Here is a 24,794-nt window from a genome sequence, read left to right as displayed (position 1 = left end):
ATAGAAATCATGACTACCGCTACCGCCGAAGCCCAGGCTTCGACCGCGCAGCCGGGCGTCGGGCGCATTGCGCGCGTCACCGGCCCGGTCGTGGACATCGAGTTCCCGCACGACGCGATCCCGGGCATCTACAACGCCCTGAAGACCACGATCACGATCGGTGAGGAGTCGACCGAGATCACGCTCGAGGTCGCTCAGCACCTCGGTGACGACCTGGTCCGCGCGATCGCGCTGAAGCCGACCGACGGCCTGGTCCGTGGCGGCGAGGTCCGCGACACCGGCGCCCCGATCAGCGTCCCCGTGGGCGACGTGACCAAGGGCAAGGTGTTCAACGTCACCGGCGACATCCTGAACCTCGAGCCCGGCGAGAAGGTCGAGATCAGCGAGCGCTGGCCGATCCACCGTCAGCCGCCGGCGTTCGACCAGCTGGAGTCGAAGACCCAGCTGTTCGAGACCGGCATCAAGGTCATCGACCTGCTCACCCCGTACGTGCAGGGTGGCAAGATCGGCCTCTTCGGTGGCGCGGGCGTCGGCAAGACCGTCCTCATCCAGGAGATGATCCAGCGCGTCGCGCAGGACCACGGTGGTGTGTCGGTGTTCGCCGGTGTCGGCGAGCGCACCCGCGAGGGCAACGACCTCATCCACGAGATGGAGGAGGCGGGCGTCTTCGACAAGACCGCCCTCGTCTTCGGCCAGATGGACGAGCCGCCGGGAACGCGTCTGCGCGTCGCCCTCTCGGCCCTGACCATGGCGGAGTACTTCCGCGACGTGCAGAAGCAGGATGTGCTGCTCTTCATCGACAACATCTTCCGCTTCACGCAGGCCGGCTCCGAGGTCTCCACGCTGCTGGGCCGCATGCCCTCCGCGGTGGGCTACCAGCCGAACCTCGCCGACGAGATGGGTCTCCTCCAGGAGCGCATCACCTCGACCCGCGGTCACTCGATCACCTCGCTGCAGGCGATCTACGTGCCGGCCGACGACTACACCGACCCGGCGCCTGCGACCACGTTCGCGCACCTCGACGCCACGACCGAGCTCTCCCGTGAGATCGCGTCGAAGGGTCTGTACCCGGCCGTCGACCCGCTGACCTCGACCTCGCGCATCCTCGACCCCCGCTACTTGGGCGAGGACCACTACCGCGTGGCGACCACGGTCAAGCAGATCCTGCAGAAGAACAAGGAACTGCAGGAGATCATCGCGATCCTCGGTGTGGACGAGCTGTCGGAGGAGGACAAGATCACGGTGTCGCGTGCGCGCCGGATCCAGCAGTTCCTCTCGCAGAACACCTACATGGCCAAGAAGTTCACCGGTGTCGAGGGTTCGACGGTGCCGCTGAAGGAGACCATCGAGTCCTTCGACGCCATCGCCAAGGGCGAGTTCGACCACGTGGCCGAGCAGGCCTTCTTCAACGTCGGTGCGATCTCCGACGTCGAAGAGAAGTGGGCGCAGATCCAGAAGGAGAACGGCTGACCATGGCTGTTCTGAACGTCAGCGTCGTCGCCGCCGACCACGAGGTGTGGTCGGGCGAAGCGAGCATGGTGGTCGCGCGCACCGTGGAAGGGCAGATCGGTATCCTGCCCGGCCACGAGCCGCTGCTGGCCATCCTCGCCGAGGGCGAGGTCCGCGTGACCCTGAACGGGGGAGAGTCGATCACGGCCAGCGCCGATGACGGCTTCCTCTCCGTCGAGAACAACACCGTCACTGTCGTGGCCCGTCAGGCCGAGCTGGTCTGACATGTCCGGGCAGCAGGGAGCCCCGCTGGAGCGCCAGTTCGGAGACGTCCGCGTGCCGATGCTGGTGGCGATGGCGGGGCTTCCTGGTTCCGGCAAGTCCACCATCGCGGAGATCCTCGCGGGCCGAATCGGCGCGACGGTGATCTCGGTGGACCCGATCGAGGCGGCGATCCTCCACGCGGGGATCGATTCCGACCAGCCGACCGGGCTCGCGGCCTACCTGGTGGCCGAGACGATGGCCGAGCAGGTGCTGCTCTCCGGCCACTCGGTCGTGGTGGATGCGGTCAACGCCGTCGAGCCGGCACGCCTGCAGTGGCGCGACCTGGCGGAGCGGTGCGACGTGAAACTGCGGATCGTCGAGACGGTGTGCTCCGATCCTGCGCTGCATGAGGACCGCCTGGCCAAGCGCACGGGCATCGTGGCGGCGTACGCCGTCGAGCAGAGCGTCGACGAGTACGACGAGTGGCGGGGCGTCTGCGGCTCGCTTCCCCGGGTCACGCTGGACACGGCCGCCCCGCTGGGCGGCAACGTGGACGCCGCCGTCGGTTTCGTGGAGGACTAGGGTGCTCATCCTCCTCCCGCCCTCCGAGACCAAGAGGGACGGGGGAGCGGGGTCCCCGCTTGCCCTCGAGCACCTGCGGTTCCCCTCGCTCACCGCCGTCCGCACGGACGTCGTGTCGGCGCTCGTCGAGCTCGCCGCGGACCACGAGTCGGCGGTGAAGGCGCTCAAGCTCGGGCCGAAGCAGGCGGGCGAGGTGGAGCGGAACCGGACCCTTCGCACGGCGCCGACGATGCGCGCGCTCGAGCGCTACACCGGGGTACTGTACGACGCGCTCGACGCGGGGTCGCTGTCCGAGCGCGAATGGGCGGTCGCTGCGGACGCGGTCGCGGTGCAGTCCGCCCTTCTCGGGCTCGTGGGAGCCGCCGATCCGATCCCGGCGTACCGGCTGTCCTTCGACTCCCGCCTCTCCCTGCACCACGGCGCTGCATCGCTCAAGAAGCGCTGGGCCACGGCCGGCGCGGCGGCATTGGCCGAGCAGGACGGCCTCCTGCTGGACCTGCGGTCGGCGGGATACGCGGCGCTGGCGCCGCTGCCGGATCGGGAGGGCGCCCACTACGTCCGAGTCCTCGCGCGCGACGAGACCGGCCATGTCCGGGCGCTCAATCACTTCAACAAGCAGGCCAAGGGTTTGCTCGCGCGCGCCCTCGTAGAGGCGGGCGCTGCCTTCGAGTCCACGGCCGACCTGCTCGCGTGGGCCGCCGCAGAGGGCTACGAACTGCGGCTCACCGGCGACGGATCACGCGATCTCGAACTGGTCGTTCCGGAGGTCCGGGGCGAGCCAGGACGGCTGATGGCGGCTCTCCGCGTCTGACCCCGCATTCTGCGCGGCCCACAGCGAAGTCACAGTGGTGCGGGAGTTGAAAGTGAGATAAGCTCACAACCAAGAGAGAGGATCACTGATCCGAGGCGTGGCGTGCACCTGGTGTACTCCGCTCCTCACCTAGTCGGGCCGACGTGCGGTGGCCGGCGCATAATCCCCATGTGTCGTTTCCCACGCCGGAGTGTGAGGCACCATGAATCCGCCTGCGGTCGGGCACGAGCGGTAGCACCCTCACCAGCGAGAAACCGTCGTCGGGAGCCCTTTCCGCCGTCGGCCCGACTCTCTCGGTCGCTTTCTGCGCGCGCTCAGGCCGCCCGGAAGCAGCCCTCGAAGTGGTCGTCGACCATCCCGGTCGCCTGCATCAGGGCGTACATCGTCGTCGGACCGACGAAGCGGAACCCCCGCCGCCGCAGTTCTTTGCTCAGGGCCGTCGACTCCGGCGTGACCGCCGGGATCTCGCCCCACTCGCGCGGTCGATGGCCGCTGCGCGGCTCGGGCGCGAAGCCCCACATCAGCTCCTCGAGCGGCTGATCGAGTTCGAGCACGGCGCGCGCGTTCGAGATCGTCGCCTCGATCTTGCCGCGGTGCCGGATGATCCGCTCGTCCTGCAGCAGTCGCTCCACGTCGCCCTCGGTCATCGCCGCGACGCGTTCGGGCACGAAGCCGAGGAAGTCCTCGCGGAACGCGGGACGCCGGCGCAGGATGGTGATCCACGACAGCCCCGCCTGGAATCCTTCGAGGCAGAGCTTCTCGTACAGCGCGCGCGGGTCGTGCTGCGGGCGCCCCCACTCCTCGTCGTGGTAGCGGCGGTACTCGGGATCGCTCGCCGACCAGGAGCAGCGCGCTACGCCGTCCTCCCCGACGACGAGTGCCGATCGGACGGGTGTCGTCGTCTCGCTCATGCGGCCAGCAGGATCCCCTCGTGCTCCAGCAGCCACAGCTTGGTGGGGATGCCGTTGCCACCGCTGTACCCGGTCACCCGGCCGCTGGAGGAGAGGACCCGGTGGCAGCCGACGATGATCGGAACCGGGTTGGCGCCGACCGCACCGCCGATCGCACGGCCGTAGCCCGCGTGCCCGAGGGACGCGCCGAGCTCGCCGTACGAGACGAAGGTGCCGTATTCGAGCGCGGCCAGTCGCTCCCACACGGCCTGGCGGAAGGGCGTCCCCTGCAGGCGGACGGGCACGTCGAACGCGCGCCGCGACCCCGCGAAGTATTCGCCGAGCTGGGCGGCGGCATCGTCGAGAACCGGTGTGCTGCGTTCCGGGTGGTCTTCGAGGGGGAGGTGGCCGGCGCGCTCGATCGAGAGCGACGTGACGGCCGTGCCGTCGCTGGTCAGCTCGAGCCGCCCGATGGGGCTCGGCGTGCGGAGGAGATAGGCGAAGGAACTGCTCATGGGTCGACTCTAGGGCGCACCACCGACCTCGCACTCGCGGGAATCGGACATCGGGGGATAAGCGCCGAAGAGCGTCGACTGGGGACGGATTCCGGCGGCGAACGCGAGGCGAGCAGGACCTCGCGCGTGCCTAGACTCGAAGCATGGCGAACATCGAATACCGCACCCTCGGCCCCTCCGGACTGATCGTCTCCACGGTCGGTCTCGGCTGCAACAACTTCGGCCGGAAGGACACCGCGACCGAGACGCAGGAGGGGACGGATGCGGTGATCGGCGCCGCCATCGACGCCGGGGTGACGCTGTTCGACACCGCGGACATCTACGGCAAGGAGCGGGGACTCTCCGAGACTCTCATGGGCAAATCGCTGGAGGGGAAGCGCGACAAGATCGTGCTGGCCACGAAGTTCGGGATGGATATGTCCGGGGTCAACGGGCCCGACTGGAACGCACGCGCCTCACGCCGGTACATCCGGCTCGCGGTGGAGAGCTCGCTGCGCCGTCTCCGCACCGACTGGATCGACCTCTACCAGCTGCACCAGCCCGACGGCGTCACGCCGATCGAGGAGACCCTGGAGACGCTGGACGACCTCATCGCCGAGGGCAAGGTCCGTTACATCGGCCACTCGAACCTTCCGGGCTGGCAGATCGCCGAGGCCGAGTTCACGGCCCGGCTGCACGGGCATCCGAAGTTCGTCTCCGCGCAGAACGAGTACAGCCTCCTGGCGCGCGACGCCGAGCGCGAGGTGCTGCCGGCGGTGAACCGCTACGGCCTGGGGTTCCTGCCGTACTTCCCGCTCTACAACGGACTGTTCACGGGCAAGTTCACCCGCGAGGGCGGCCCGGCCGACAGCCGGATCATGAACCTCCGCAAGCACCTGCTCGACACTGCCCCGTGGGATCGCATCGAGCAGTATCAGGCGTTCTGCGACCAGCGCGGCGTCAGCATGCTGGCGGCCACGTTCGCGTGGCTGCTGGCGCAGCCGGGCCTGACCAGCGTGATCGCCGGGGCGACCAAGCCGGAGCAGATCGTCGCCAACGCCGAGGCTGCGACGGCCTGGAAGCCGACCCCCGCCGAGGTGGACGAGATCTCGGAGATCTTCGCACCAGGCGAGTGACCAAGAACTGGCGACCCGAACGCTTGTGAGTGAGCACTCACTCCGCGTAGAGTGTCGCCCGTGAACGACGATGCCCTGACCGTGGATGCGCCGCGCACGCGCGCCCAGCCCATGGCCGCGGACCACCGCAAAGCGATGATCGTGGATGCGGTCATCCCGCTTCTCCTCGAGCACGGCCGCGGAGTGACATCGCGGCAGATCGCGGAGGCCGCCGGCATCGCCGAGGGCACGATCTTCCGCGCCTTCGGCGACAAGGAAGCGCTGGTGCAGGCCGCCATCGAGAAGTACCTCGACCCGGAGCCGCTGCGTGAGGCGCTCCGCAGCATCGACCCCGCGCTGCCGCTGGAGCACAAGGTCCGGGCCATTCTCTACCTGCTCCGGGAGCGGTTCCACAGCGTCATGCGCATCATGCACGTCATCGGCGCCGAGCGTCCGCCCGTGCCGCAGGAGCGCGGCGAGTTCGCCCGGATCATCGCGCACATCCTGGAACCCGAGGTTCAGGAGCTGAACTGGCCGCCGGAGCGCGTCGCGCACCTGCTCCGGTTGATCAGCTTCTCGTCCGCCTTCCCCGCCCTCAACGACGGGATCGAGTTCAGCATCGACGACCTCGCCCGGATGACCCTCGTCGGCATCGCGGGCACCTCGCCCCACGTCGCATCCACTCCCACCCCGTCGCCGCACCCGGAGGCATCATGCTCCTGAAACTCCTCGGCCGGTTCCTCCGGCCTCACTGGCCGCTGCTGATCGGCGTGCTCGTCTTCCAGCTGGCGCAGTCGCTGCTCTCGCTCTGGCTGCCGACGCTGAACGCCGCCATCATCGACAACGGCGTCGCGAAGGGCGACACGGGCTACATCATGTCGGTGGGCGCCGAGATGCTCGGTGTCACGCTCGTCCAGGTCGCCTGTGCGATCACGGCGGTCTACTTCGGCGCGAAGGTCGCGATGCTGGTCGGCCGTGATCTTCGGGAAGCGATCTTCCACCGCGTCGGCGAGTTCTCCGAGCGCGAGGTGTCGTCGTTCGGGGCGCCGTCGCTGATCACCCGGAACACCAACGACGTGCAGCAGGTGCAGATGCTGGTCATGATGACCTGCACGCTGCTCGTCTCCGCGCCCATCCTCGCCGTCGGCGGGATCGTGCTGGCGATGCAGCAGGACATCGACCTCTCCTGGCTGATCGCGGTCAGCGTCCCAGCGCTCCTGATCGCCGTGAGCATCATCATCTCCCGGATGGTGCCCCTGTTCCGGCGGATGCAGGACAGGATCGACCGCGTCAACCGCGTCATGCGGGAGCAGCTCAGCGGCATCCGCGTGGTGCGTGCGTTCGTGCGCGAAGACGTCGAGACCCGCCGCTTCCGCACCGCGAACGACGAGGTCACGGAGACCGCGCTGAAGGCGGGGCGGCTGTTCGCGCTGATGTTCCCGATCGTCATGCTGGTGCTCAACGTGTCGAGCGTCGCGGTGATCTGGTTCGGCTCGTTCCGCGTCCAGGACGGCTCCCTCCAAGTCGGGACGCTGACCGCATTCCTGCAGTACCTCACGCAGATCCTGATGGGCGTGATGATGTCGACCATGATGGCCGTGCTCGTGCCGCGTGCCGCCGTCTGCGCCGACCGCATCGGCGAGGTGCTGGGCACGGAGTCGTCGGTGCGGATGCCCGAGCGTCCGGTGACCGAGGTGCAGGCCCACGGAACCGTTGAGCTGGTCGACGTCGGCTTCTCGTATCCCGGCGCTGAGCACCCGGTGCTGACGGACGTCACGTTCCTGGCGGAGGCCGGCCGGACGACCGCGATCATCGGGAGCACGGGCGCGGGCAAGACGACGCTGGTGAACCTCATCCCGCGGCTGTTCGATGCGACCAGCGGGCTCGTGCTGGTCGACGGAGTGGATGTGGCTGAGCTCGATCCCGAGCTGCTCTGGTCGCGCATCGGCATCGTCCCGCAGAAGCCGTACCTGTTCTCGGGCACCGTCGCATCCAACCTCCGCTACGGCAACCCGCAGGCCAGCGACGACGAACTCTGGCACGCGCTGGAGGTGGCGCAGGCGCGCGACTTCGTGGAGGCGATGCCCGAGAAGCTCGAAGCCCCGATCGCGCAGGGCGGCACCAACGTCTCGGGCGGTCAGCGGCAGCGGCTCGCGATCGCGCGGGCGCTCGTCCGGAAGCCCGAGATCTACGTCTTCGACGACTCGTTCTCGGCGCTCGACACGGCGACCGACGCCCGGCTGCGGGCTGCGCTGGCGAAGGACGTGGCCGACGCGACCATGATCGTCGTCGCGCAGCGGGTATCCACCATCGTGGATGCGGACCAGATCATCGTCCTCGAGGACGGCCGCGTGGTCGGCCGGGGGACCCACGACGAGCTGCTGCAGAGCAACGCGACGTACGCCGAGATCGTGTCGTCGCAGCTCGCGGCGCAGGATGCGGCCTAGGAGGCACCGGGATGAGTGAGAAGACGACAGCTCCGGCCCGCCCGGTGGGCCCCCCGATGCGCCGTGGTCCGGGCGGTGGAGGCCCGTTCGCCGGGATGGGGATGCCGGCCGAGAAGTCGCTGAACTTCGGTCCGAGCGCCAAGCGGCTCCTGGGCCGGCTCCGGCCCGAACGCCTCCGGCTGGTCGCGGTGACGCTGCTCGCGATCGTGTCCGTCACGTTCGCCGTGCTCGGCCCGAAACTGATCGGCAACGCGATCAACCTGGTGTTCGCCGGCGCCATCTCGCTGCAGTTCCCGCAGGGGACGACGCAGGCGCAGATCATCTCCGGGCTGCGGGCGCAGGGCCAGAACCAGTTGGCCGACCTGCTCTCCGGCACCACCTTCACTCCGGGCGCGGGCATCGACTTCACCGCGGTCGGGCAGATCCTCCTGTGGGTGCTCGCGCTCTACGTGCTGTCGTCGGTGTTCAGCTACCTGCAGGCGTACGTGCTGAACGGCGTCACCCAGCGCACGGTCTACCGCCTGCGCGCGGACGTGGAGGACAAGCTCCACCGACTGCCCCTGAAGTACTTCGACGGGATGCAGCGCGGCGAGCTCCTCAGCCGCGTCACCAATGACATCGACAACATCTCGCAGTCGCTCCAGCAGACCATGAGCCAGCTGCTCACCTCGCTGCTCACGGTCATCGGCGTCATCGTGCTGATGTTCGTCATCTCGCCCCTGCTCGCGGTGATCGCCCTGGTTACCATCCCTCTGACGCTGGTCATCACGACGATCATCGCGAAGCGCTCGCAGAAGCTGTTCGTCGCCCAGTGGAAGCACACCGGCGAGCTCAACGGCCAGATCGAGGAGGCGTTCACCGGGCACTCACTGGTCAAGGTGTTCGGTCGCCACCGCGAGGTGGAGGCGCGGTTCCGGGAGAAGAACCAGGAGATGTACCGGGCCAGCTTCGGCGCCCAGTTCATCTCCGGCATCATCATGCCCGCGATGATGTTCGTCGGGAACCTGATGTACGTGGCGATCGCCGTCGTCGGCGGACTTCAGGTGGCGAGCGGAGCCATGCAGCTCGGCGACGTGACCGCGTTCATCCAGTACTCGCGCCAGTTCACGCAGCCGCTGACGCAGCTCGGCTCGATGGCCAACCTGCTGCAGTCGGGCGTCGCGAGCGCCGAGCGCGTCTTCGAACTGCTGGATGCGGAGGAGCAGTCGGCCGATCCGGCCGAGCCGGAGAACCCGGAGGGCACCCGGGGCCTGCTGGCGTTCGAGGACGTCTCGTTCCGCTACGTGGAGGACACCCCGCTCATCGAGGACCTGTCGCTGGTCGCCCAGCCCGGGCAGACCGTCGCGATCGTCGGGCCGACCGGCGCGGGCAAGACGACGCTGGTGAACCTGATGATGCGGTTCTACGAACTCGACGGCGGCCGGATCACCCTGGACGGCGTCGACATCGCGACCATGAGCCGGCACGACCTGCGGAGCCGCATGGGGATGGTGCTGCAGGACACCTGGCTGTTCAAGGGGACGATCCGCGACAACATCCTGTACGGCCGCCCCGACGCGACCGAGGAGGAGATGCTGGATGCGGCACGCGCGACCTACGTCGACCGCTTCGTGCACTCGCTCCCGGACGGTTACGACACCGTGCTCGACGACGAGGGATCCAACGTCTCGGCGGGGGAGAAGCAGCTGCTGACCATCGCCCGGGCGTTCCTGGCCCGCCCGAGCGTGCTCATCCTCGACGAGGCGACCTCGTCCGTCGACACCCGGACCGAGCTGCTGGTGCAGAAGGCGATGAGCGCACTGCGGGCTGACCGCACGTCGTTCGTGATCGCGCACCGGTTGTCGACCATCCGCGACGCCGACCTCATCCTGGTGATGGAGGCCGGGCGGATCGTCGAGCAAGGCACGCACCAGGAGCTGCTGGCGCGGGGCGGCGCGTACTACACGCTCTACAACGCGCAGTTCGCGGGCGCCGCCAGCGAATAGCTCCGGGTCACTGCTCCTTGAGGCGGGACGCGTAGGCGCGCACGCACCAGAAGACGCCGTACAGGATCAGCCCCAGCGCGATGGTCACCAGCAGCACGACGCCGAACGGTACCTGCTTCAGCGCCTTGAGGCTGCCGTCGAGGCCGCCGGCCTTCTCCGGGTCGGCGGTGATGGCTCCGAAGGTGACGAGGCCGCCGACGATCACCAGCGCGACTCCTTTGGCGACGTAGCCGATGCGGCCGAGCATCGTCGTCACGGTCGCCCAGCGGTTCGGCGGCAGGCGCAGGTCGCGCTCGAACCGGTGGGTCACTCCGTTGAAGACGAAGACGATTCCGACCACGACGATCACCAGACCGATGGCGGCGAGGAGGAAGACGCCCCCGGGCATCCCGAGCAGCTTTCCGCTCATCGACTGCTCCGACGAGGAGGCGTTCTTGCGGCTGCCCGTGGCGATGGAGATCGCGATAACGGCCAGTGCCGCGTAGACCACGCACTTCACGACCTCGATCACCTTCTCGCCGGGCTTGTGCGCGGTGAACGCCTGCAGGATCTGCCACGCGGAGAGGAAGATCAGGCCGACGATCACCGCCCACACCACGAAGAGTCCTCCGGGGACGGCGACGAGGGCCTGGAGGGCGCCGGACTGGTCGGCGTTCCCGCCCGATCCGAACGCGACGGCGAGGGCGATGACGCCGATCAGGATGTGCAGGACGCCGATCGCCGCCAGGCCCACGCGTGCGAGGACGCGGACGACGGGCTGGCGTTCGACTCGGGAGGCGACCCGGGTGGGGGAGGTCATGCCGTGAACGGTACCCGGCGTGCACGCGTTCCGGAATCTCGGGTACCGTAGAGGACTGAGTCCGCCGCGCCGTCACGCGGTGGCGAGATCTGAATAGAGGAGGCCGGCATGGACATCGACCTCAGCGTCTTGCGTCTCATGGAGCGCGAGAAGGAGATCCCCTTCGATGAACTGGTGCAGATCATCGAGCAGGCCATCCTGACCGCCTATCTGAAGCACACGAACCAGGCCGATCACCGTCATGGCCACAGCGACCAGCCGCCTGCCGCGCGCGTGCACCTCGACCGCAAGACCGGACATGTCTCCGTCTACGTGCCCGAGCACGATGACGAGGGCAACGTCATCGGCGAGGCCGAGGACAGCCCCAGCGACTTCGGCCGGATCGCGGCCTTCGCGGCGAAGCAGGTCATCAACCAGCGCCTGCGCGACATCGCCGACGACGCCGTGCTCGGCGAGTTCCGCGGACGCGAGGGCGACATCGTCGCGGGCGTCATCCAGCAGGGTCCGAACCCGCGCATGATCCACGTCGACCTGGGAAGCGTCGAGGCGATCCTGCCTCCGGAGGAGCAGGTCCCGGGCGAGGAGTACGCGCACGGGTCGCGCATCCGCGTGTACGTCACCAGTGTGAGCAAGGGCCCGAAGGGTCCGTCCATCACCGTTTCGCGCACCCACCCGGCGCTCGTCCGCAAGCTGTTCGCACTCGAGGTCCCCGAGATCGCCAGCGGAGTGGTGGAGATCGTCTCGCTCGCCCGCGAGGCGGGGCACCGCACCAAGATCGCCGTCCGGGCGACCGAGCCCGGCGTGAACGCCAAGGGCGCCTGCATCGGCGAACTCGGCCAGCGCGTCCGCGCCGTGACCGCCGAGCTCAACAACGAGAAGATCGACATCGTCGACTACTCGCCCGACCTCGCGACCTTCGTGTCGAGTGCACTCTCGCCGGCGAAGGTGACCAGCGCGTTCGTCATCGACGAGTCGCTCAAGGCCGTGCGGGCGCTCGTCCCCGACTACCAGCTCTCGCTCGCCATCGGCAAGGAGGGCCAGAACGCCCGCCTGGCGGCCAAGCTGACCGGCGCGAAGATCGACATCCAGCCGGACTCGATCCTCGACCGCGACTGAGCTCGGCCGACGGAGTTCGAAAGAGCCGGGCCCGCAGCCGCGGGCCCGGCTCTTTCGTCACTTCACGTAGGAGGCGAGGGCCGCCTGCACGGCGTCGCTGACCGCATCCGTTCCGCCGACCACCGTGATGCGCGAGGCGGCGAGGCGATTCAGCTGCGCGGCGACCGAGGGCGGCACTGCGCCGGGCTCGGTGAGCAGCAGCGGAGCCTTGGCCGTTCCGGCCGCTGCCGAAGCCGACAGCGCATCCGGGAAGGCGAGGCCAGAGGCGACGTAGGGCTTCACCGTCCCGGCGGGATACGCCGCAGCGGCGGCCGCGCTCGTCTCGAACCGGTCGGAGCCGCTGATCCGTGAGACGGACCCGGTCGTGTACGCCTTGAGGGCTGTCAGCACCCCGGCCGAGACCGCCTGGGCGCCGCCGACCACCACGATCGACTTGGGCGCCAGCCGCTTGAGCTCGGCGGCCGTCGAGGCCGGGAGGGAGGACTGCGTGGTCAGCAGCAGCGGCGCACCGGCGGTCCGGGCGGCGAGCGCGCCGGCGGAGAGCGCATCCGGGAACGACAGGCCCGAGACGACGTACGCGGCCGCCGGTCCGACCGGCGCCGTTGCGCGCGACACCGCGGCCGCGGTCTCGAAGCGGTCGGATCCGCTGACCCGCGTCACGCCGCCGGCCGTGAACCCTTTGAGCGTGGTCATCACGGCGTTCGAGACGCTGGTCGCTCCGCCGAGCACGACGATCTTTGCCGGGTGGAGGCGCCGCAGCTCCGCCTGCACGGAGAGCGGCACCGCTCCCTGCTGCACGAGGAGCATCGGGCCTCCGGCGCGTCCGGCGGCGGGCGAACCCGCGAGGGCGTCCGGGAACTGCAGCCCCGACGCGACGTAGGCGACGGGCGCGTTCGCGGAGTAGGTGGCCGCGGAGACGGCGGCACTCGTGCCGTAGCGGTCGTCCCCGGCCACGCGCGCGACCTTCTGCGCGCTCGGCGGGATGGCGAAGGCGCGGAGCTTGCCACCCCCGTCGGTGAAGTACAGCTTGCCGTTGACGACGATCGGGCTCTGCCAGTGCAGGCCGCTCCCGCCGGCGGTGTTGGTCCACAACTGGGCGCCGGTGGCGGGGTTGAGCGCGCGCACCCCGTTCTTCGACAGGTAGAACAGCACGCCGCCGGCCACGATCGGCGTCGTGCCCGCGGCGGTCTGCTTCCAGACCTGCTGGAGCGCGGGCTTCCTCGCGCCGTCGACGACGAGCTTCAGTGCGGAGATGCCGCTGTTGTTCGCCACGAAGACCCAGGAGGTGCCGCTCTTGTCGACCCAGTTCGCCGGCTGGGTGAGCACCTGCCCGCCCTGCGGCACGGCGATGGACTGCAGCTCTCCTCCGGTGTGCCCGGCGCCGCCGCCGCCCAGGGCGGCGGTGTTCAGGAGGCGGATCATCGCATCCTTGCCGCTCTGCATGGCGAGGTGGGTGAAGGCCGAGTTGGCCGGCGGGGTGACGACCTGAGGAGCCGTGCTGCCGAGGTCGAGGTCCTGCTGGTCGAGCTGCGCGTAATTGCTCGGTGTGTAGCTGTCCACGGGACCACCGCCGGTGCCGCTGCCGTCCGGGTTGATCGCGAGGACCGAGTCGCCCCAGTTGCGCGTTCCGTCGAACTTCGAGTTGCCGGTGGAGAAGAGGATGCGGTTCGTGCCCGGGTCGTAGACGACGCTCGGCCGCGCCCACACCGCGGACTGCACGTTCGCGCAGGCGCCGTAACCGAGGTGGCCGGTCTTGTCGCTGCACAGCGAGTTGAACACCCGCTGCGTCCCGCTCCCGAGGTCGATCGTGGTCACGTGCCCCTGGTAGTCCCCGCGGTCGCCCGGGTAGCCGCCGTTGGAGACGTAGAGATACGAGTGACCGCCGGTGGTCACGATGGTCAGCGCCGGCGAGCTCTTCTCGTCCTGCGGCTTCACGGTGGCGACCTGCGGCCATCCGCCGGTCTTCACCTCCGTGCCGCTGCCGGTCGCGTACTTGTGCACCTTTCCGTCGAGGCCGTAGCTGTAGACGTAGGTGCCGCCGGGGCCGACGGCGGGGGAGGACGTGGTGTAGCACGGCGTCGACCCGCCGTTGATCTTGCAGGTGCCCGGGCCGTTCTGATGCGCCCAGACTTCCGCGCCGGTCGTCGCGTCGGTGGCGGTGATCCAGCCGTCCTTGGTCGTGGTGAACAGCAGATCGCGCGTGCCGCCTGCGGTCGAGACGCCGGGCTGCTCGACGGGCGGGCCGTCCGACACTCCGCGCAAGGAGGCGGTGAACAGCGGCGTCAGGGAGGCGACGGTCGCCGGAATGATCTGCGACTCGGCGGCGTTGACACCACTGTGCGAGGGTCCGTTCCCGAACTGACTCCACGCGATGGACGCCGCTGCCGCGGGTGACACCACGGGTTGCGCCACAGCGAACGTGGCGGCGGCCAGGCCGGCGGCGAGGACGAGGTGCAGTGCACGTCGTCCGATGGGCTTCGCGTCTTCGCGAGAAGTGTTCATGGTGCCTCCCCCGCGCAGTGTGCGCCGATCGGCGTGCGGCCGCCAGTCCTCCACCCGGCGGACAGGCCGGGGGACAGCTAGCCTGGAAGAACGGGCGCACCCGCCCGTTCGGCGCGGAGCGCCGAGAGGAGTAAGATGGAACCCGTCAGAACGTGCGTCGGATGCCGTTCTCGCGCTCCCCGGTCCTCTCTTCTGAGGGTCGTCGCCCAGGAATCGGAACTCGTGGTGGATTCGTCCGCCGCACTTCCCGGGCGTGGTGCGTGGCTGCATCCGGTCGACGAGTGTCTCGACCTCGCGTTGAAGCGCCGTGCCTTCGGGCGCGCGCTGCGTGTGGAAGGACCACTCGGCACCGCGGCCATCCGGTCGCAAATTATGAGAACAGGCTGAAGAAGTTGACTTCACATGAGTGACAACCGATGAGCGGCTCGAAATGAGATCCGTCCACAACTAACGCCTGCCCCTGTCCGGGGGTAGGCCCCCAGACAGGAGAATTGTGGCTGCAAAACCACGCGTACACGAGGTCGCGAGCGAGCTCGGCGTCGACAGTAAAGTCGCGCTCGCGAAACTCAAGGAAATGGGCGAGTTCGTCAAGGGACCGTCCTCCAGCATCGAGCCTCCGGTAGCCCGCAAGCTGCGTGCCGCCCTCGAGGCCGAGGGCCACTCCGGCTCTGCGAAGCCGGCCGCCGACAAGGCGACCGCCACCGCACCGAAGGCACCCTCCAGCGCGCCGCGTCCCGGTGCGCCGCGCCCGCAGGCGGCCCAGGCCGCTCCCGCAGCGCCCGCCGCAGCGGCCGACTCCGACACGGATGCCGGCCCCAAGCCGCAGGCGCCGATGTCGGTCGCCGAGCGTCAGGCCGCGGCTGAGAAGGCCGCAGCGGAGAAGGCCGCCGAGAAGGCGGCCGAGCAGGCAGCGACCACCACGTCGGCAGCGGACGCCCCGTCCACCGACGCGGTCAAGCCGTCCACGCCGCGCCCCGGTGGCAGCAGCATCCCGCGCCCGAGCGCACCGCGACCCGGCAACAACCCCTACTCGTCGAACCAGGGGATGGGTCAGCGCACGCCGCGACCCGGCAACAACCCCTTCTCGTCGTCGCAGGGCATGGGCCAGCGCCCGTCGCCGAGCAACATCCCCCGTCCCACCCCGCCGCGTCCCGGTGCCCCGCGCATAGGCGCGCCCGGTCAGGGCGGCGGCAACCGCCCCGGCGGCGGTCGTCCGGGTGGCGGCGGCGGTCGTCCCGGCTTCCAGCAGCGCCCCGGCAGCGGTGGCGGCGCAGGTGCCGGTGCCGGCGCAGGCGGCGGCTTCCAGCGTCCAGGCGGCGGCTTCGGCGGCCCGCGTCCCGGTGGGGGCGGCGGCCGTGGTCGTGGACCGGGCGGCGGCACGGCCGGTGCATTCGGCCGTGGTGGCGGCAAGAGCAAGGCCCGCAAGTCGAAGCGCGCGAAGCGTCAGGAATTCGAAATGCGGGAGGCCCCGTCGCTGGGCGGCGTGTCCGTACCCCGCGGCAACGGCGACACCGTCATCCGACTGCGTCGTGGCTCCTCCATCTCCGACTTCGCCGACAAGATCGACGCGAACCCCGCGTCGCTGGTCACCGTCCTCTTCCACCTGGGTGAGATGGCGACTGCGACCGAGTCGCTCGACGAGGCCACCTTCGAGGTGCTCGGCGACGAGCTGGGCTACAAGATCCAGGTCGTCTCGCCCGAGGACGAGGACAAGGAGCTCCTGGAGGGCTTCGACATCGACCTCGACGCCGAGCTGGAAGGCGAGTCCGACGAGGACCTCGAGATCCGGCCTCCGGTCGTCACCGTCATGGGTCACGTCGACCACGGTAAGACGCGCCTCCTCGACGCCATCCGCAACGCGAACGTCGTCGCGGGCGAGGCCGGCGGCATCACCCAGCACATCGGTGCGTACCAGGTGTGGACGGAGCACGACGGCATCGAGCGTGCCATCACCTTCATCGACACCCCGGGTCACGAGGCGTTCACCGCCATGCGTGCCCGTGGTGCGCAGGTCACCGACATCGCGATCCTCGTGGTCGCGGCGGACGACGGCATCATGCCGCAGACCATCGAGGCGCTGAACCACGCCCAGGCGGCGAACGTGCCGATCGTGGTGGCGGTGAACAAGATCGACAAGCCGGACGCCAACCCGGCCAAGGTGCGCCAGCAGCTCACCGAGTTCGGGCTGGTCGCGGAGGAGTACGGCGGCGACGTCATGTTCGTCGACGTCTCGGCCCGCAACGACATCGGCATCGACGCACTGCTCGACGCCGTGCTGCTGACCGCCGACGCCGGTCTCGACCTCCGTGCGAACCCCAACAAGGACGCACGTGGTGTCGCGATCGAGGCGAAGCTCGACAAGGGCCGCGGCGCGGTCGCGACCGTGCTCATCCAGTCCGGAACCCTCCGGGTGGGCGACGCGATCGTGGCGGGTACCGCCTACGGCCGTGTGCGTGCGATGGCCGACGAGAACGGCGACGCCGTCTTCGAGGCAGCGCCGTCGCGTCCGGTCCAGGTCCAGGGCCTCTCCAGCGTCCCGCGCGCCGGTGATGTCTTCCTCGTCACCGAGGAGGACCGCACCGCACGTCAGATCGCCGAGAAGCGCGAGGCCGCCGAGCGCAACGCCCAGCTGGCCAAGGCCCGCAAGCGCATCTCGCTCGAGGACTTCACCCGTGCTCTGGAAGAGGGCAAGGTCGAGGCGCTCAACCTCATCATCAAGGGCGACGTGTCCGGTGCCGTGGAGGCGCTGGAGGAGTCGCTCATGAAGATCGAGGTCGACGATTCGGTCTCGCTGCGCATCCTGCACCGCGGTGTCGGTGCCGTCACCGAGTCGGACATCGACCTGGCGACCATCGACAACGCGATCGTGATCGGCTTCAACGTCCGCCCGGACGTGAAGGCCCGCGAGCGTGCCGCCCGCGAGGGTGTGGATGTCCGCTTCTACTCGGTCATCTACAACGCCATCGAGGACATCGAGAACTCGCTCAAGGGCATGCTCAAGCCCGAGTTCGAAGAGGTCCAGTCCGGTGTCGCCGAGATCCGCGAGGTGTTCCGCTCCTCGAAGTTCGGCAACATCGCCGGTGTCATCGTCCGGTCCGGGACGATCACCCGCAACGCCAAGGCGCGGGTCATCCGCGACGGCGTCGTGGTGGGCGACAACCTGGCCATCGAGTCGCTGCGGCGGTTCAAGGACGACGTCACCGAGGTCCGTACGGACTTCGAGGCCGGTATCGGTCTCGGGAAGTACAACGACATCCAGATCGGCGACGAGATCGAGACGACCGAGCTTCGCGAGAAGCCTCGCGTCTGATCGGAGCGAAGGCCGGTGGCTCTGCCACCGGCCTTCTTGCCCGAAAGGAAGGCACACAACATGGCTGATCCGGCACGCGCGAGGAAGCTCGCGGACAGGATCAAGGAGATCGTCGCCAAGCGCCTCGATCGCGGCCTGCGCGACCCGCGCCTGGGGTTCGTGACCATCACGGACGTGCAGGTGACCGGCGACCTGCAGCACGCCACCGTCTTCTACACGGTGTACGGCACCGAGCAGGAGCGCGAGGACAGCGCTGCGGCGCTCACCGCGGCGACCGGGATGCTGCGCAGCGAGGTGGGCAAGAACATCACCGCCCGCCTGACGCCGACACTGGTGTTCCAGCTGGACGCGATCCCGGAGAACGCGGCCCACATCGAGGACCTGCTGCGGGAGGCGCGCGAGCGCGATACCGAGGTGGCAGGACTAGCTGCGACGGCGGCGTACGCCGGCGACGAGGACCCGTACGTCAAGCCGCGCACCGACGAGGACGACGAGGACGACGAGGACGAGGCCGAGGGTTCGGAGCGCTGAGCGCATCCCGGTCCTAAGCTGACGGCATGTACGCCGTCTCGTTCTACGACGCCGACCCCGAGGCCGGCCCGGAGCACTTCCAGCGTCTCGTGGAGACGTATCCGCGGCATCGCGCCTATCTCGACGAGTTCGCGAAGGGCGGCGAGGTGCTGATGATCGGCACGTTCGGCGACCCGGCCACGCAGGGATCCATGGCGATCTTCCGTTCGCGGGAGGCCGCCGAGCGCTTCCGCGACGGCGACCCGTTCTACACCGAGGGACTCGTGCACCGTTCGCGCATCCTCGACTGGGATCCGCTGCTCTTCGCCGAGCGCTGAGGTGCTCGCAGTTGCGCCTCGACACGGCGTGTCGGGCGCAACTACGAGCACCTCAGCGGCCTGAGGGTCAGGGGAGGGTGTAGCCGCCTTCGGCGGCTACGGCCAGGCCGTCGGCCAGCAGGCCGGCGAGGGCACGATCGCGCTGGGCGGGGTCGGGCCAGACCGTTTCGAGCTCGGTGGCGGTGACCGGGATGTGCGACGCGCGCAGTTCCGCGAGGATGCGGCCGCGCACCTGCCGGTCGCTGCCCTCGTACCGCTTCTGCACCGCTTTGCGCGGCCCGTCGTAGGGCGGGTAGCCGGCCTGCCGCCAGGCGCAGCGGTCCGCGAGCGGGCACACCTCGCACCGCGGCGAGCGGGCGACGCAGACGATCGCGCCCAGTTCCATCATCCCGGCGTTGAACGCGGCGGCGGCCGGACGGTCGTCGGGCAGCAGCGCCTCCATCGCGGCGAGGTCGCGCCGGGCGCTGGGCGGCCCGGGCTCCGCCTGGCCGTCGACGGCCCGGGCGATGACGCGCCGGATGTTCGTGTCCACCACCGGGTGCCGGTTGCCGTAGGCGAACACCGCCACCGCGCGGGCGGTGTAGTCGCCGATGCCCGGGAGCGCGAGGAGCGCATCCACATCTTCCGGCACGACACCGCCGTGCTGCTCGGTGATGGCGACGGCTGCGGCGTGCAGCCAGAGGGCGCGTCGCGGGTAGCCGAGCGACTGCCAGGCGCGCACCGCCTCGCCGGGAGGGACCGCCGCCAGGTCGGTCGGGGTCGGCCACCGGGTGAGCCACTCCTCGAGCCGCGGGATGACCCGGGACACGGGGGTCTGCTGCAGCATGAACTCGCTGACCAGCGTGCCCCAGGCGGTGAAGCCGTCGCGCCGCCACGGCAGGTCGCGCCGGTTGGCGTGGTACCAGGCCACCACCGTCCCGGCGAAGTCGTGCATGCATCGAGGCTAACCGGTGCGGCGGCCTATGCTCGTCGCATGATGCTCCCGCCGACGCCGCGCGTGCAATTCCTGCGCGTGCTGGTCGGCGACATCCGCCGGGTGTTCCCGCTGGGACGCGTGATCGTCGCGGTCGACGCCGCCGACGCCGGCGGGCCGTTCGCGGACGACCTGGCCGAGGTGTTCCGCGAGGCGGGCGCCGACACCTTCCGAGCCTCCCTGCGGAACTTCCACCAATCCCGGGCGTACCGCACCCGGCTCGGCCCGGAGACGCCGGAGAGCTACTACCGCGACGGCTACGATTACGTGACCCTGCGACGCGTGCTCCTCGACCCGTTCCGGCTGGGCGGCAGCGCCGGGTTCCAGACGGCGGCCTTCGACGAGGAGCGCGATCAGCCGGTGGAGGCGCGCTGGCTCACGGCCGGACCGGATGCGGTGCTCGTCGTGGACGGCGAGTTCCTGTTGCGGCCGTCGCTGCGCGACGGGTGGAACGCGTCCATCCTGCTCGTCAACGCGCTGCAGGACCCGGCGTACCTGGACGAGGCGCGTCCGCTGGCGCACGCCGACCACCTCGTGGACGACTCGGATCCGTCGCTCCCGCTGCGGATCGGCCCGATCGACTGACGGCGGACCGCACAGGTCACGCGGCGAGCAGGGGCCGCATCCGTTCGGCGACCGCATCCGGCGTCAGGAAGGCGCCCGTCCGCTCCACCTCGTGCACGAGGCCGGTGATCGCGGCATTGATCGGGGCCTCGATCCCTGCGCTCCGGGCCTCGTCCACCACGGCGCCGTTGAGGTAGTCGATCTCGGTGAGCTGACCGCGGCGGATGCTCTGCAGCGTGGAACCGGGGTTCGGCGTTGCGCCCATCCTGCGCTTCATCAGCAGCGGCACCGCCTGCGCGGCCCAGCGGGGTGCGCGGGCGACGACGCGGAGGATGCGGTCGTCGAGGCCCTGGATGCTGCCGAAGCGAACCCCGCGCGCGTAGCCGACCCGGGTGGCCTCCTGGAGGCTCGCGGTGACGATGGGCCGCAGCCGCCGGTCGCCGAGCACCTGCTGGGCGCTGAGTCCGGTGACGGCGGGGAGCGCGTTGATCTGGTTGACGATGAGCTTGGTCCACTGGGCACCGCTGAAGTTGTCGATCGCGTGGGCGGGCATGGCGGCGTCGAGGATGCGCGCGGCTTCCACCGCGGCGGGCGGCGGGGGACCGTCGCCGGCGCCGAGGTACGTGTTCGCCGTCGTGGTGACCGAGACCCGGCCGGGGGAGAGGTAGCTCGCGGCATACAGCGCCAGGGCGCCGACGCACGTGGAGTCCGGCAGCAGCTCGACGGCCTCGCGCAGCCCGGCGAGACCGTTCTGCACGATGACGACGGTGATGCCCTCGAGGAGGGCGGCGTTCGCGGCGATCGCCGCCGGTGCATCCTGAGCCTTCGTGCACACGAACGCCAGCTCGGGAGCGGTCTGCAGCGTCTCGGCGGCGGCGACCCGCGCGGTGTGCGTGCCCCAGCCTCCGTCGAGCCGCAGCCCCGATTCGCGGATGGCGGCGAGCTGTTCCCCGCGGGCCGTGACTTCGACGAGGTGCCCGACGCGGTCCAGCAGCGCCGCGATGGTTCCGCCGATGGCTCCCGCTCCGATCACGCCGATACGCACGCGCTCCAGCCTAACCGCGTGCGTACCGGTGGATGCGGCGCTCAGTCGGCGAGGACGGGCGCCGGCTCCGCGGCGGCGAGGGCGTCGACGGCGGCCTCGGCCGGCGACTCGGGCGCGGCGGACGCTGCCGCCAGCCGTGCAGCGGCCCGCTTGCCCGGCAGCGCCAGCGCGATCACGGCGGCCGCGCCGAGCACACCGGCTCCGACCCACACGGCCGGGACCGCGGCATCCACGTAGCCCGTCGGGGTCAGCGTCCCGCCTGCGCCGGTGAACACCGCCGTGAGCACGGCGACGCCTAGGGCGACACCGACCTCCCGGAGGGTGGAGTTGGTGCCCGACGCCTTCGCGTGGTCGGCCGGGCGCATGTTGGCGAGCACCGCGGTGGAGCTCGGCGCGAAGACCAGGCCCATGCCGATGCCGGCCAGGAGGAACGGCGGCCACATCCCCGAGTAGGGCAGTGTCGCGGAGAGGGTGGCGGCGATCCAGCCCATCGAGACCGCCAGCAGCACCAGTCCCACGACGACCGGGAGGCGGGTGCCCGTCCGCGGCGACAACAGCCCGGTGAGCGGTGCCACGACCATCGGCGCCAGCGTCCACGGCATGGTCATCACGCCCGCCTCGAGCGGAGTGTGACCCTGCACGACCTGGAGGAACTGGATCAGGATGAAGATCGCCCCGAAGATGCCGAAGCTGAAGGTGACGCCCACCAGGTTGGCGACGGTGAAGCTGCGGTCGCGGAACAGCCGGAGTGGGAGCAGTGGGGCCTTCGCCCGGGACTCCCAGAGCGCGAACGCGACGAGCAGGGCGGCTCCCGCGATCAGCGGGACGAGCACCTCCGCGCTGCCCCAGCCGGCGTCGTTCCCGCGCACGATGGCGAACACGACGCCGAGGACGCCGGGGGCGGCGAGCAGCAGTCCGACGACGTCGGCGCGCACCCGCTCCCCGAAGCTGTTGGGCAGCGCGAACAGGGCGAGCGGGAACGCGATGACGCCGAGCGGGACGTTCAGCCAGAAGATCGCCTGCCAGTTCCATCCCTGGACCACGGCGCCGCCGATCAGCGGGCCGAGGGCGACGCCGAGACCCGAGATCCCGCCCCAGATGCCGATCGCGGCGGGGCGGAGGCGTGCGCTCACGCTGCCGGCGAGGAGGGTCAGCGACAGGGGGAGGAGCGCGGCGGCCCCGGCGCCCTGGATGGCGCGTGCGGCGATGAGCTGCCACGGCTCGGTGGCGAGGGCGGCCGCGGCGCTGGCGAGGGTGAAGACGGCGATGCCGGCGAGGAACACCGAGCGCCGGCCGAGCCGGTCGCCGAGTCCGACCGCCATCAGCATCAGGGTCGCGAAGGTCAGAGTGTAGGCGTTGACGACCCACTGCAGCTCCTCGATGGAGGCGGTGAGGTCTTTCGCGATCACCGGCAGCGCGCTGGTGACGACCAGGTTGTCGAGGGTGGCCATGAACATCGGCAGCGAGGCGGCGACGATCGCCAGCCAGACCGGGATGCGGCGGGCGCCTGCACGCCGTGGGGCGGCGGTGGTGGCGAGGGGAGCGGACATGCGCGCCTCCAGTTGTTGTTATCGGATGATTACAAGAGCCGACACTAGTAATCGACTGATAACCTGTCAAGTGTGACGGACAAGATCAGCGAGAGGATCCCGTCGGCCGAGCGCCGCGAGCAGATCCTCGAAGCCGCCAGCCGGGTCTTCGGCGAGCGCGGCTACTTCGGGGCGACGACCGACCAGATCGCGAAGGCCGCGGGCATCAGCCAGCCCTACGTGGTGCGGATGTTCGGCGGCAAGGAGAACCTGTTCGTCGGCGTGCTGTCGCGATCGCTGGAGCGTCTGCTCGTCGCCTTCACCAGCACACTCGAGCAGTGGAAGGCCGAGGGTTCGCCCGAGTCCCCGTCGAAGCTCGACAGCGCCTTCGTCTCCACCGCGCACGGCGAGATCGGACGTCGGCTCGGCCTGGCGTACGTGAACCTGATCGAGGACCGCGGTCTCCTGCTGTCGCTGATGCAGGCGTTCAGCATGGGCCAGGACCCGACCATCGGCGCGAAGGCGCGCGACGGCTTCCTGGCGATCTACCGGCTGCTGCGCGACGAGGCGGGGTTCGCACCGGAGGAGGTGCGCTCGTTCCTCGCGGAAGGGATGCTGCTGAACACCCTGCTCGGACTCCGGCTCCCCGACGAGTACGAGCGCGACGAGGCGGCCACCGAGCTCCTCGAGTGCACCTTCCGCACCAAGCTCGACTTGGTGCTCCACGTCTCGGCCGAGAACGTCCAGGCCGGCGCCGCCGGAACGGTCGCATGACCGGGAGCGGACTCATCCTGGTCGACAAGCCCGCGGGCATGACCAGCCACGACGTCGTGTCGCGCGTGCGCAGGGCGGCGGGCACGCGCAAGGTGGGCCACGCCGGGACGCTCGACCCGATGGCGACCGGCCTGCTCATCCTCGGCATCAACTCGTCCACCCGGCTGCTGACGTACGTCGTCGGCGCCGACAAGGAGTACCTGGCGACCATCCGTCTCGGCGCATCGTCGACCACGGACGACGCCGAGGGCGACCTGGGCGAGCCGGCCGCGCAGTCGCAGCTGGATGCGGTGACCGAAGCGGCGATCGACGCCGGGATCGCGCAGCTCACCGGCGAGATCGAGCAGGTGCCGAGCTCCGTCAGCGCGATCAAGGTCGACGGCAAGCGCGCCTACGCCCGCGTGCGCGCCGGCGAGCAGGTCGAGCTGCGGGCGCGAGCGGTCACGGTGGCGGAGTTCGAGCGGATCGCCACCCGCCGCGCCGACGGGGCGATCGACCTCGACGTGCGCGTCGTCTGCTCGTCGGGCACGTACATCCGGTCCCTGGCCCGCGACCTTGGTGCAGGCCTCGGAGTGGGCGGCCACCTGACCGCCCTGCGACGCACGCGCGTCGGCCCCTACGACGTGCGCGACGCGCACGACCTCGCTACGCTCGATGCGGACGCGGCGCTGATCCCCGCGGCGGACGCCGCCGGACGGCTGTTCGAGCGGCTGGACCTCACCGAGGAGCAGGCGATCGACCTGACCCACGGGCGCCGCATCCACCTCGCCGACCGGGAGGGACCGGGCGGTCAGCCGGTCGCCGCCATCGCGCCGTCCGGGGCGCTTGTGGGGCTGATCGAGTTCCGCGGAAAGGAAGCCAGGACGCTCGTGAACTTCCCCACGGACGAAGCGGTCGGCCCGGCGGTCGGCGGCGCATGATCGAGTGGTTCACCACGGTGCAGGTCGTCGTGGCCTGTGCCGCGGGCATCCTCTGCCTGGTCCTCGGGCTGGCCGGACGGCTGCCGAACGACCTCACGATGGGCGCCGTGGCGCTCGTGGAACTGCTCCTCCTCGCCCAGCTGGTCGTCGCGATCGTGGCGCCCGCGGTCGGCAATCCGCCCTCGGGCAGCCTCGCGGAGTTCTACATCTACCTGATCTCGGCGATCATCCTGCCGCTCGCGGGAGGATTCTGGGCGCTGGTCGAGCGCAACCGCTGGAGCACCGTCATTCTCGGCGGCGTCTGCCTCGCCATCGCGGTCATGGTGTACCGGATGGGCCAGATCTGGTTCGTGCAGGGCGTCTGAGGTCCGAGCGCC

At 70.0% G+C, this 24,794-nt stretch carries 24 protein-coding genes; 17 read left to right on the top strand and 7 right to left on the bottom strand.

From position 1 onward, the window contains the following. Positions 1-9: 9 nt before the first annotated feature. The 4 genes from atpD to QRN40_RS00840 are packed head-to-tail and all read left to right on the top strand — an operon-like array spanning position 10 to position 3,106. Complete coding sequence (gene atpD, locus QRN40_RS00855; protein ID WP_285113585.1) at positions 10-1,470, top strand: F0F1 ATP synthase subunit beta; 1,461 nt, start codon at positions 10-12, stop codon at positions 1,468-1,470. A 2-nt stretch (positions 1,471-1,472) separates the two neighbouring features. Beyond that, positions 1,473-1,733: a F0F1 ATP synthase subunit epsilon gene (locus QRN40_RS00850; RefSeq protein WP_285113584.1), complete on the top strand. Its 261-nt coding sequence runs from the start codon at positions 1,473-1,475 to the stop codon at positions 1,731-1,733. Between the two features lies 1 nt (position 1,734). Then, positions 1,735-2,295 carry a P-loop nucleotide/nucleoside kinase family protein gene (locus QRN40_RS00845; protein ID WP_285113582.1) on the top strand — a complete coding sequence of 187 codons (561 nt, stop codon included), beginning with the start codon at positions 1,735-1,737 and terminating at the stop codon, positions 2,293-2,295. A gap of 1 nt (position 2,296) precedes the next feature. Then, positions 2,297-3,106, top strand: coding sequence for a YaaA family protein (locus QRN40_RS00840; protein WP_285113580.1), 810 nt, complete (start codon positions 2,297-2,299; stop codon positions 3,104-3,106). Positions 3,107-3,420: 314 nt separating this feature from the next. Here QRN40_RS00840 and QRN40_RS00835 read toward each other — a convergent pair whose 3' ends face one another. Further along, the gene (locus tag QRN40_RS00835; protein WP_285113578.1) at positions 3,421-4,017 is read right to left on the bottom strand and encodes a DNA-3-methyladenine glycosylase I; all 597 of its coding nucleotides are present in this window, start codon (positions 4,015-4,017) and stop codon (positions 3,421-3,423) included. Then, positions 4,014-4,511 (bottom strand): methylated-DNA--[protein]-cysteine S-methyltransferase, encoded by a 498-nt coding sequence (locus tag QRN40_RS00830; protein ID WP_285113576.1) that lies wholly within the window; start codon positions 4,509-4,511, stop codon positions 4,014-4,016. The genes QRN40_RS00835 and QRN40_RS00830 overlap by 4 nt, the downstream gene beginning before the upstream one ends. Before the next feature lie 143 nt (positions 4,512-4,654). Here QRN40_RS00830 and QRN40_RS00825 point away from each other — a divergent pair, with 143 nt between their 5' ends. The 4 genes from QRN40_RS00825 to QRN40_RS00810 are packed head-to-tail and all read left to right on the top strand — an operon-like array spanning position 4,655 to position 10,037. Continuing rightward, complete coding sequence (locus tag QRN40_RS00825) at positions 4,655-5,626, top strand: aldo/keto reductase (protein WP_285113575.1); 972 nt, start codon at positions 4,655-4,657, stop codon at positions 5,624-5,626. Positions 5,627-5,686: 60 nt separating this feature from the next. Continuing rightward, entirely contained in the window at positions 5,687-6,328 is a 642-nt protein-coding gene (locus QRN40_RS00820; RefSeq protein WP_285113573.1) for a TetR/AcrR family transcriptional regulator, read from the top strand. Beyond that, positions 6,319-8,052 (top strand): ABC transporter ATP-binding protein, encoded by a 1,734-nt coding sequence (locus tag QRN40_RS00815; RefSeq protein ID WP_285113571.1) that lies wholly within the window; start codon positions 6,319-6,321, stop codon positions 8,050-8,052. The genes QRN40_RS00820 and QRN40_RS00815 overlap by 10 nt, the downstream gene beginning before the upstream one ends. 11 nt (positions 8,053-8,063) lie before the next feature. After that, positions 8,064-10,037, top strand: coding sequence for an ABC transporter ATP-binding protein (locus QRN40_RS00810; RefSeq protein ID WP_285113569.1), 1,974 nt, complete (start codon positions 8,064-8,066; stop codon positions 10,035-10,037). 7 nt (positions 10,038-10,044) lie between these two features. On the opposite strand, the gene QRN40_RS00805 is transcribed toward QRN40_RS00810, so the two are convergent. Continuing rightward, positions 10,045-10,836 carry a DUF1206 domain-containing protein gene (locus QRN40_RS00805; RefSeq protein WP_285113567.1) on the bottom strand — a complete coding sequence of 264 codons (792 nt, stop codon included), beginning with the start codon at positions 10,834-10,836 and terminating at the stop codon, positions 10,045-10,047. A gap of 108 nt (positions 10,837-10,944) precedes the next feature. Between QRN40_RS00805 and nusA the strand changes: the two genes are divergently transcribed. Next, positions 10,945-11,952: a transcription termination factor NusA gene (gene nusA, locus QRN40_RS00800; RefSeq protein ID WP_285113565.1), complete on the top strand. Its 1,008-nt coding sequence runs from the start codon at positions 10,945-10,947 to the stop codon at positions 11,950-11,952. Positions 11,953-12,009: 57 nt separating this feature from the next. On the opposite strand, the gene QRN40_RS00795 is transcribed toward nusA, so the two are convergent. Further along, positions 12,010-14,454, bottom strand: coding sequence for a cell wall-binding repeat-containing protein (locus QRN40_RS00795; RefSeq protein ID WP_285113564.1), 2,445 nt, complete (start codon positions 14,452-14,454; stop codon positions 12,010-12,012). A gap of 135 nt (positions 14,455-14,589) precedes the next feature. Between QRN40_RS00795 and QRN40_RS00790 the strand changes: the two genes are divergently transcribed. The 4 genes from QRN40_RS00790 (at position 14,590) to QRN40_RS00775 (ending at position 18,612) form a co-directional block, all read left to right on the top strand. Continuing rightward, positions 14,590-14,841, top strand: coding sequence for a YlxR family protein (locus tag QRN40_RS00790; protein WP_285113562.1), 252 nt, complete (start codon positions 14,590-14,592; stop codon positions 14,839-14,841). 106 nt (positions 14,842-14,947) lie between these two features. Beyond that, positions 14,948-17,764: a translation initiation factor IF-2 gene (gene infB, locus QRN40_RS00785; protein WP_285113560.1), complete on the top strand. Its 2,817-nt coding sequence runs from the start codon at positions 14,948-14,950 to the stop codon at positions 17,762-17,764. 60 nt (positions 17,765-17,824) lie between these two features. Then, positions 17,825-18,295 carry a 30S ribosome-binding factor RbfA gene (rbfA, locus tag QRN40_RS00780; RefSeq protein WP_285113558.1) on the top strand — a complete coding sequence of 157 codons (471 nt, stop codon included), beginning with the start codon at positions 17,825-17,827 and terminating at the stop codon, positions 18,293-18,295. 26 nt (positions 18,296-18,321) lie between these two features. Further along, positions 18,322-18,612: a YciI family protein gene (locus QRN40_RS00775; RefSeq protein WP_285113556.1), complete on the top strand. Its 291-nt coding sequence runs from the start codon at positions 18,322-18,324 to the stop codon at positions 18,610-18,612. A gap of 67 nt (positions 18,613-18,679) precedes the next feature. On the opposite strand, the gene QRN40_RS00770 is transcribed toward QRN40_RS00775, so the two are convergent. Further along, the gene (locus QRN40_RS00770) at positions 18,680-19,546 is read right to left on the bottom strand and encodes an iron-sulfur binding domain-containing protein (RefSeq protein ID WP_285113554.1); all 867 of its coding nucleotides are present in this window, start codon (positions 19,544-19,546) and stop codon (positions 18,680-18,682) included. A gap of 39 nt (positions 19,547-19,585) precedes the next feature. On the opposite strand from QRN40_RS00770, the gene QRN40_RS00765 reads away from it, so the two are divergent. Further along, a complete protein-coding gene (locus QRN40_RS00765; protein ID WP_285113552.1) occupies positions 19,586-20,170 on the top strand; it encodes a nucleoside/nucleotide kinase family protein in 585 nt (194 codons plus the stop codon). 16 nt (positions 20,171-20,186) lie between these two features. On the opposite strand, the gene QRN40_RS00760 is transcribed toward QRN40_RS00765, so the two are convergent. Both QRN40_RS00760 and QRN40_RS00755 read right to left on the bottom strand, forming a co-directional pair. Then, positions 20,187-21,194, bottom strand: coding sequence for a ketopantoate reductase family protein (locus QRN40_RS00760; RefSeq protein ID WP_285113550.1), 1,008 nt, complete (start codon positions 21,192-21,194; stop codon positions 20,187-20,189). Between the two features lie 41 nt (positions 21,195-21,235). Continuing rightward, positions 21,236-22,744 (bottom strand): DHA2 family efflux MFS transporter permease subunit, encoded by a 1,509-nt coding sequence (locus tag QRN40_RS00755; protein WP_285113548.1) that lies wholly within the window; start codon positions 22,742-22,744, stop codon positions 21,236-21,238. 72 nt (positions 22,745-22,816) lie between these two features. Between QRN40_RS00755 and QRN40_RS00750 the strand changes: the two genes are divergently transcribed. Genes QRN40_RS00750 through QRN40_RS00740 form a run of 3 tightly spaced genes read left to right on the top strand, consistent with a single transcriptional unit; the run spans position 22,817 to position 24,782 of the window. After that, entirely contained in the window at positions 22,817-23,497 is a 681-nt protein-coding gene (locus tag QRN40_RS00750; protein WP_285113546.1) for a TetR/AcrR family transcriptional regulator, read from the top strand. Continuing rightward, the gene (gene truB, locus QRN40_RS00745; RefSeq protein WP_285113544.1) at positions 23,494-24,417 is read left to right on the top strand and encodes a tRNA pseudouridine(55) synthase TruB; all 924 of its coding nucleotides are present in this window, start codon (positions 23,494-23,496) and stop codon (positions 24,415-24,417) included. Before QRN40_RS00750 ends, truB begins: the two co-directional genes overlap by 4 nt. Next, positions 24,414-24,782, top strand: a complete 369-nt coding sequence (locus QRN40_RS00740) for a hypothetical protein (protein WP_285113543.1) — start codon at positions 24,414-24,416, stop codon at positions 24,780-24,782. The genes truB and QRN40_RS00740 overlap by 4 nt, the downstream gene beginning before the upstream one ends. Positions 24,783-24,794: the final 12 nt, after the last annotated feature.

This window comes from Leifsonia sp. fls2-241-R2A-40a (assembly GCF_030209575.1).
GTDB lineage: Bacteria > Actinomycetota > Actinomycetes > Actinomycetales > Microbacteriaceae > Leifsonia.
The sequence above is the reverse complement of the archived record's forward strand: the minus strand, read 5'-3'. Positions and strand labels throughout refer to the sequence as shown.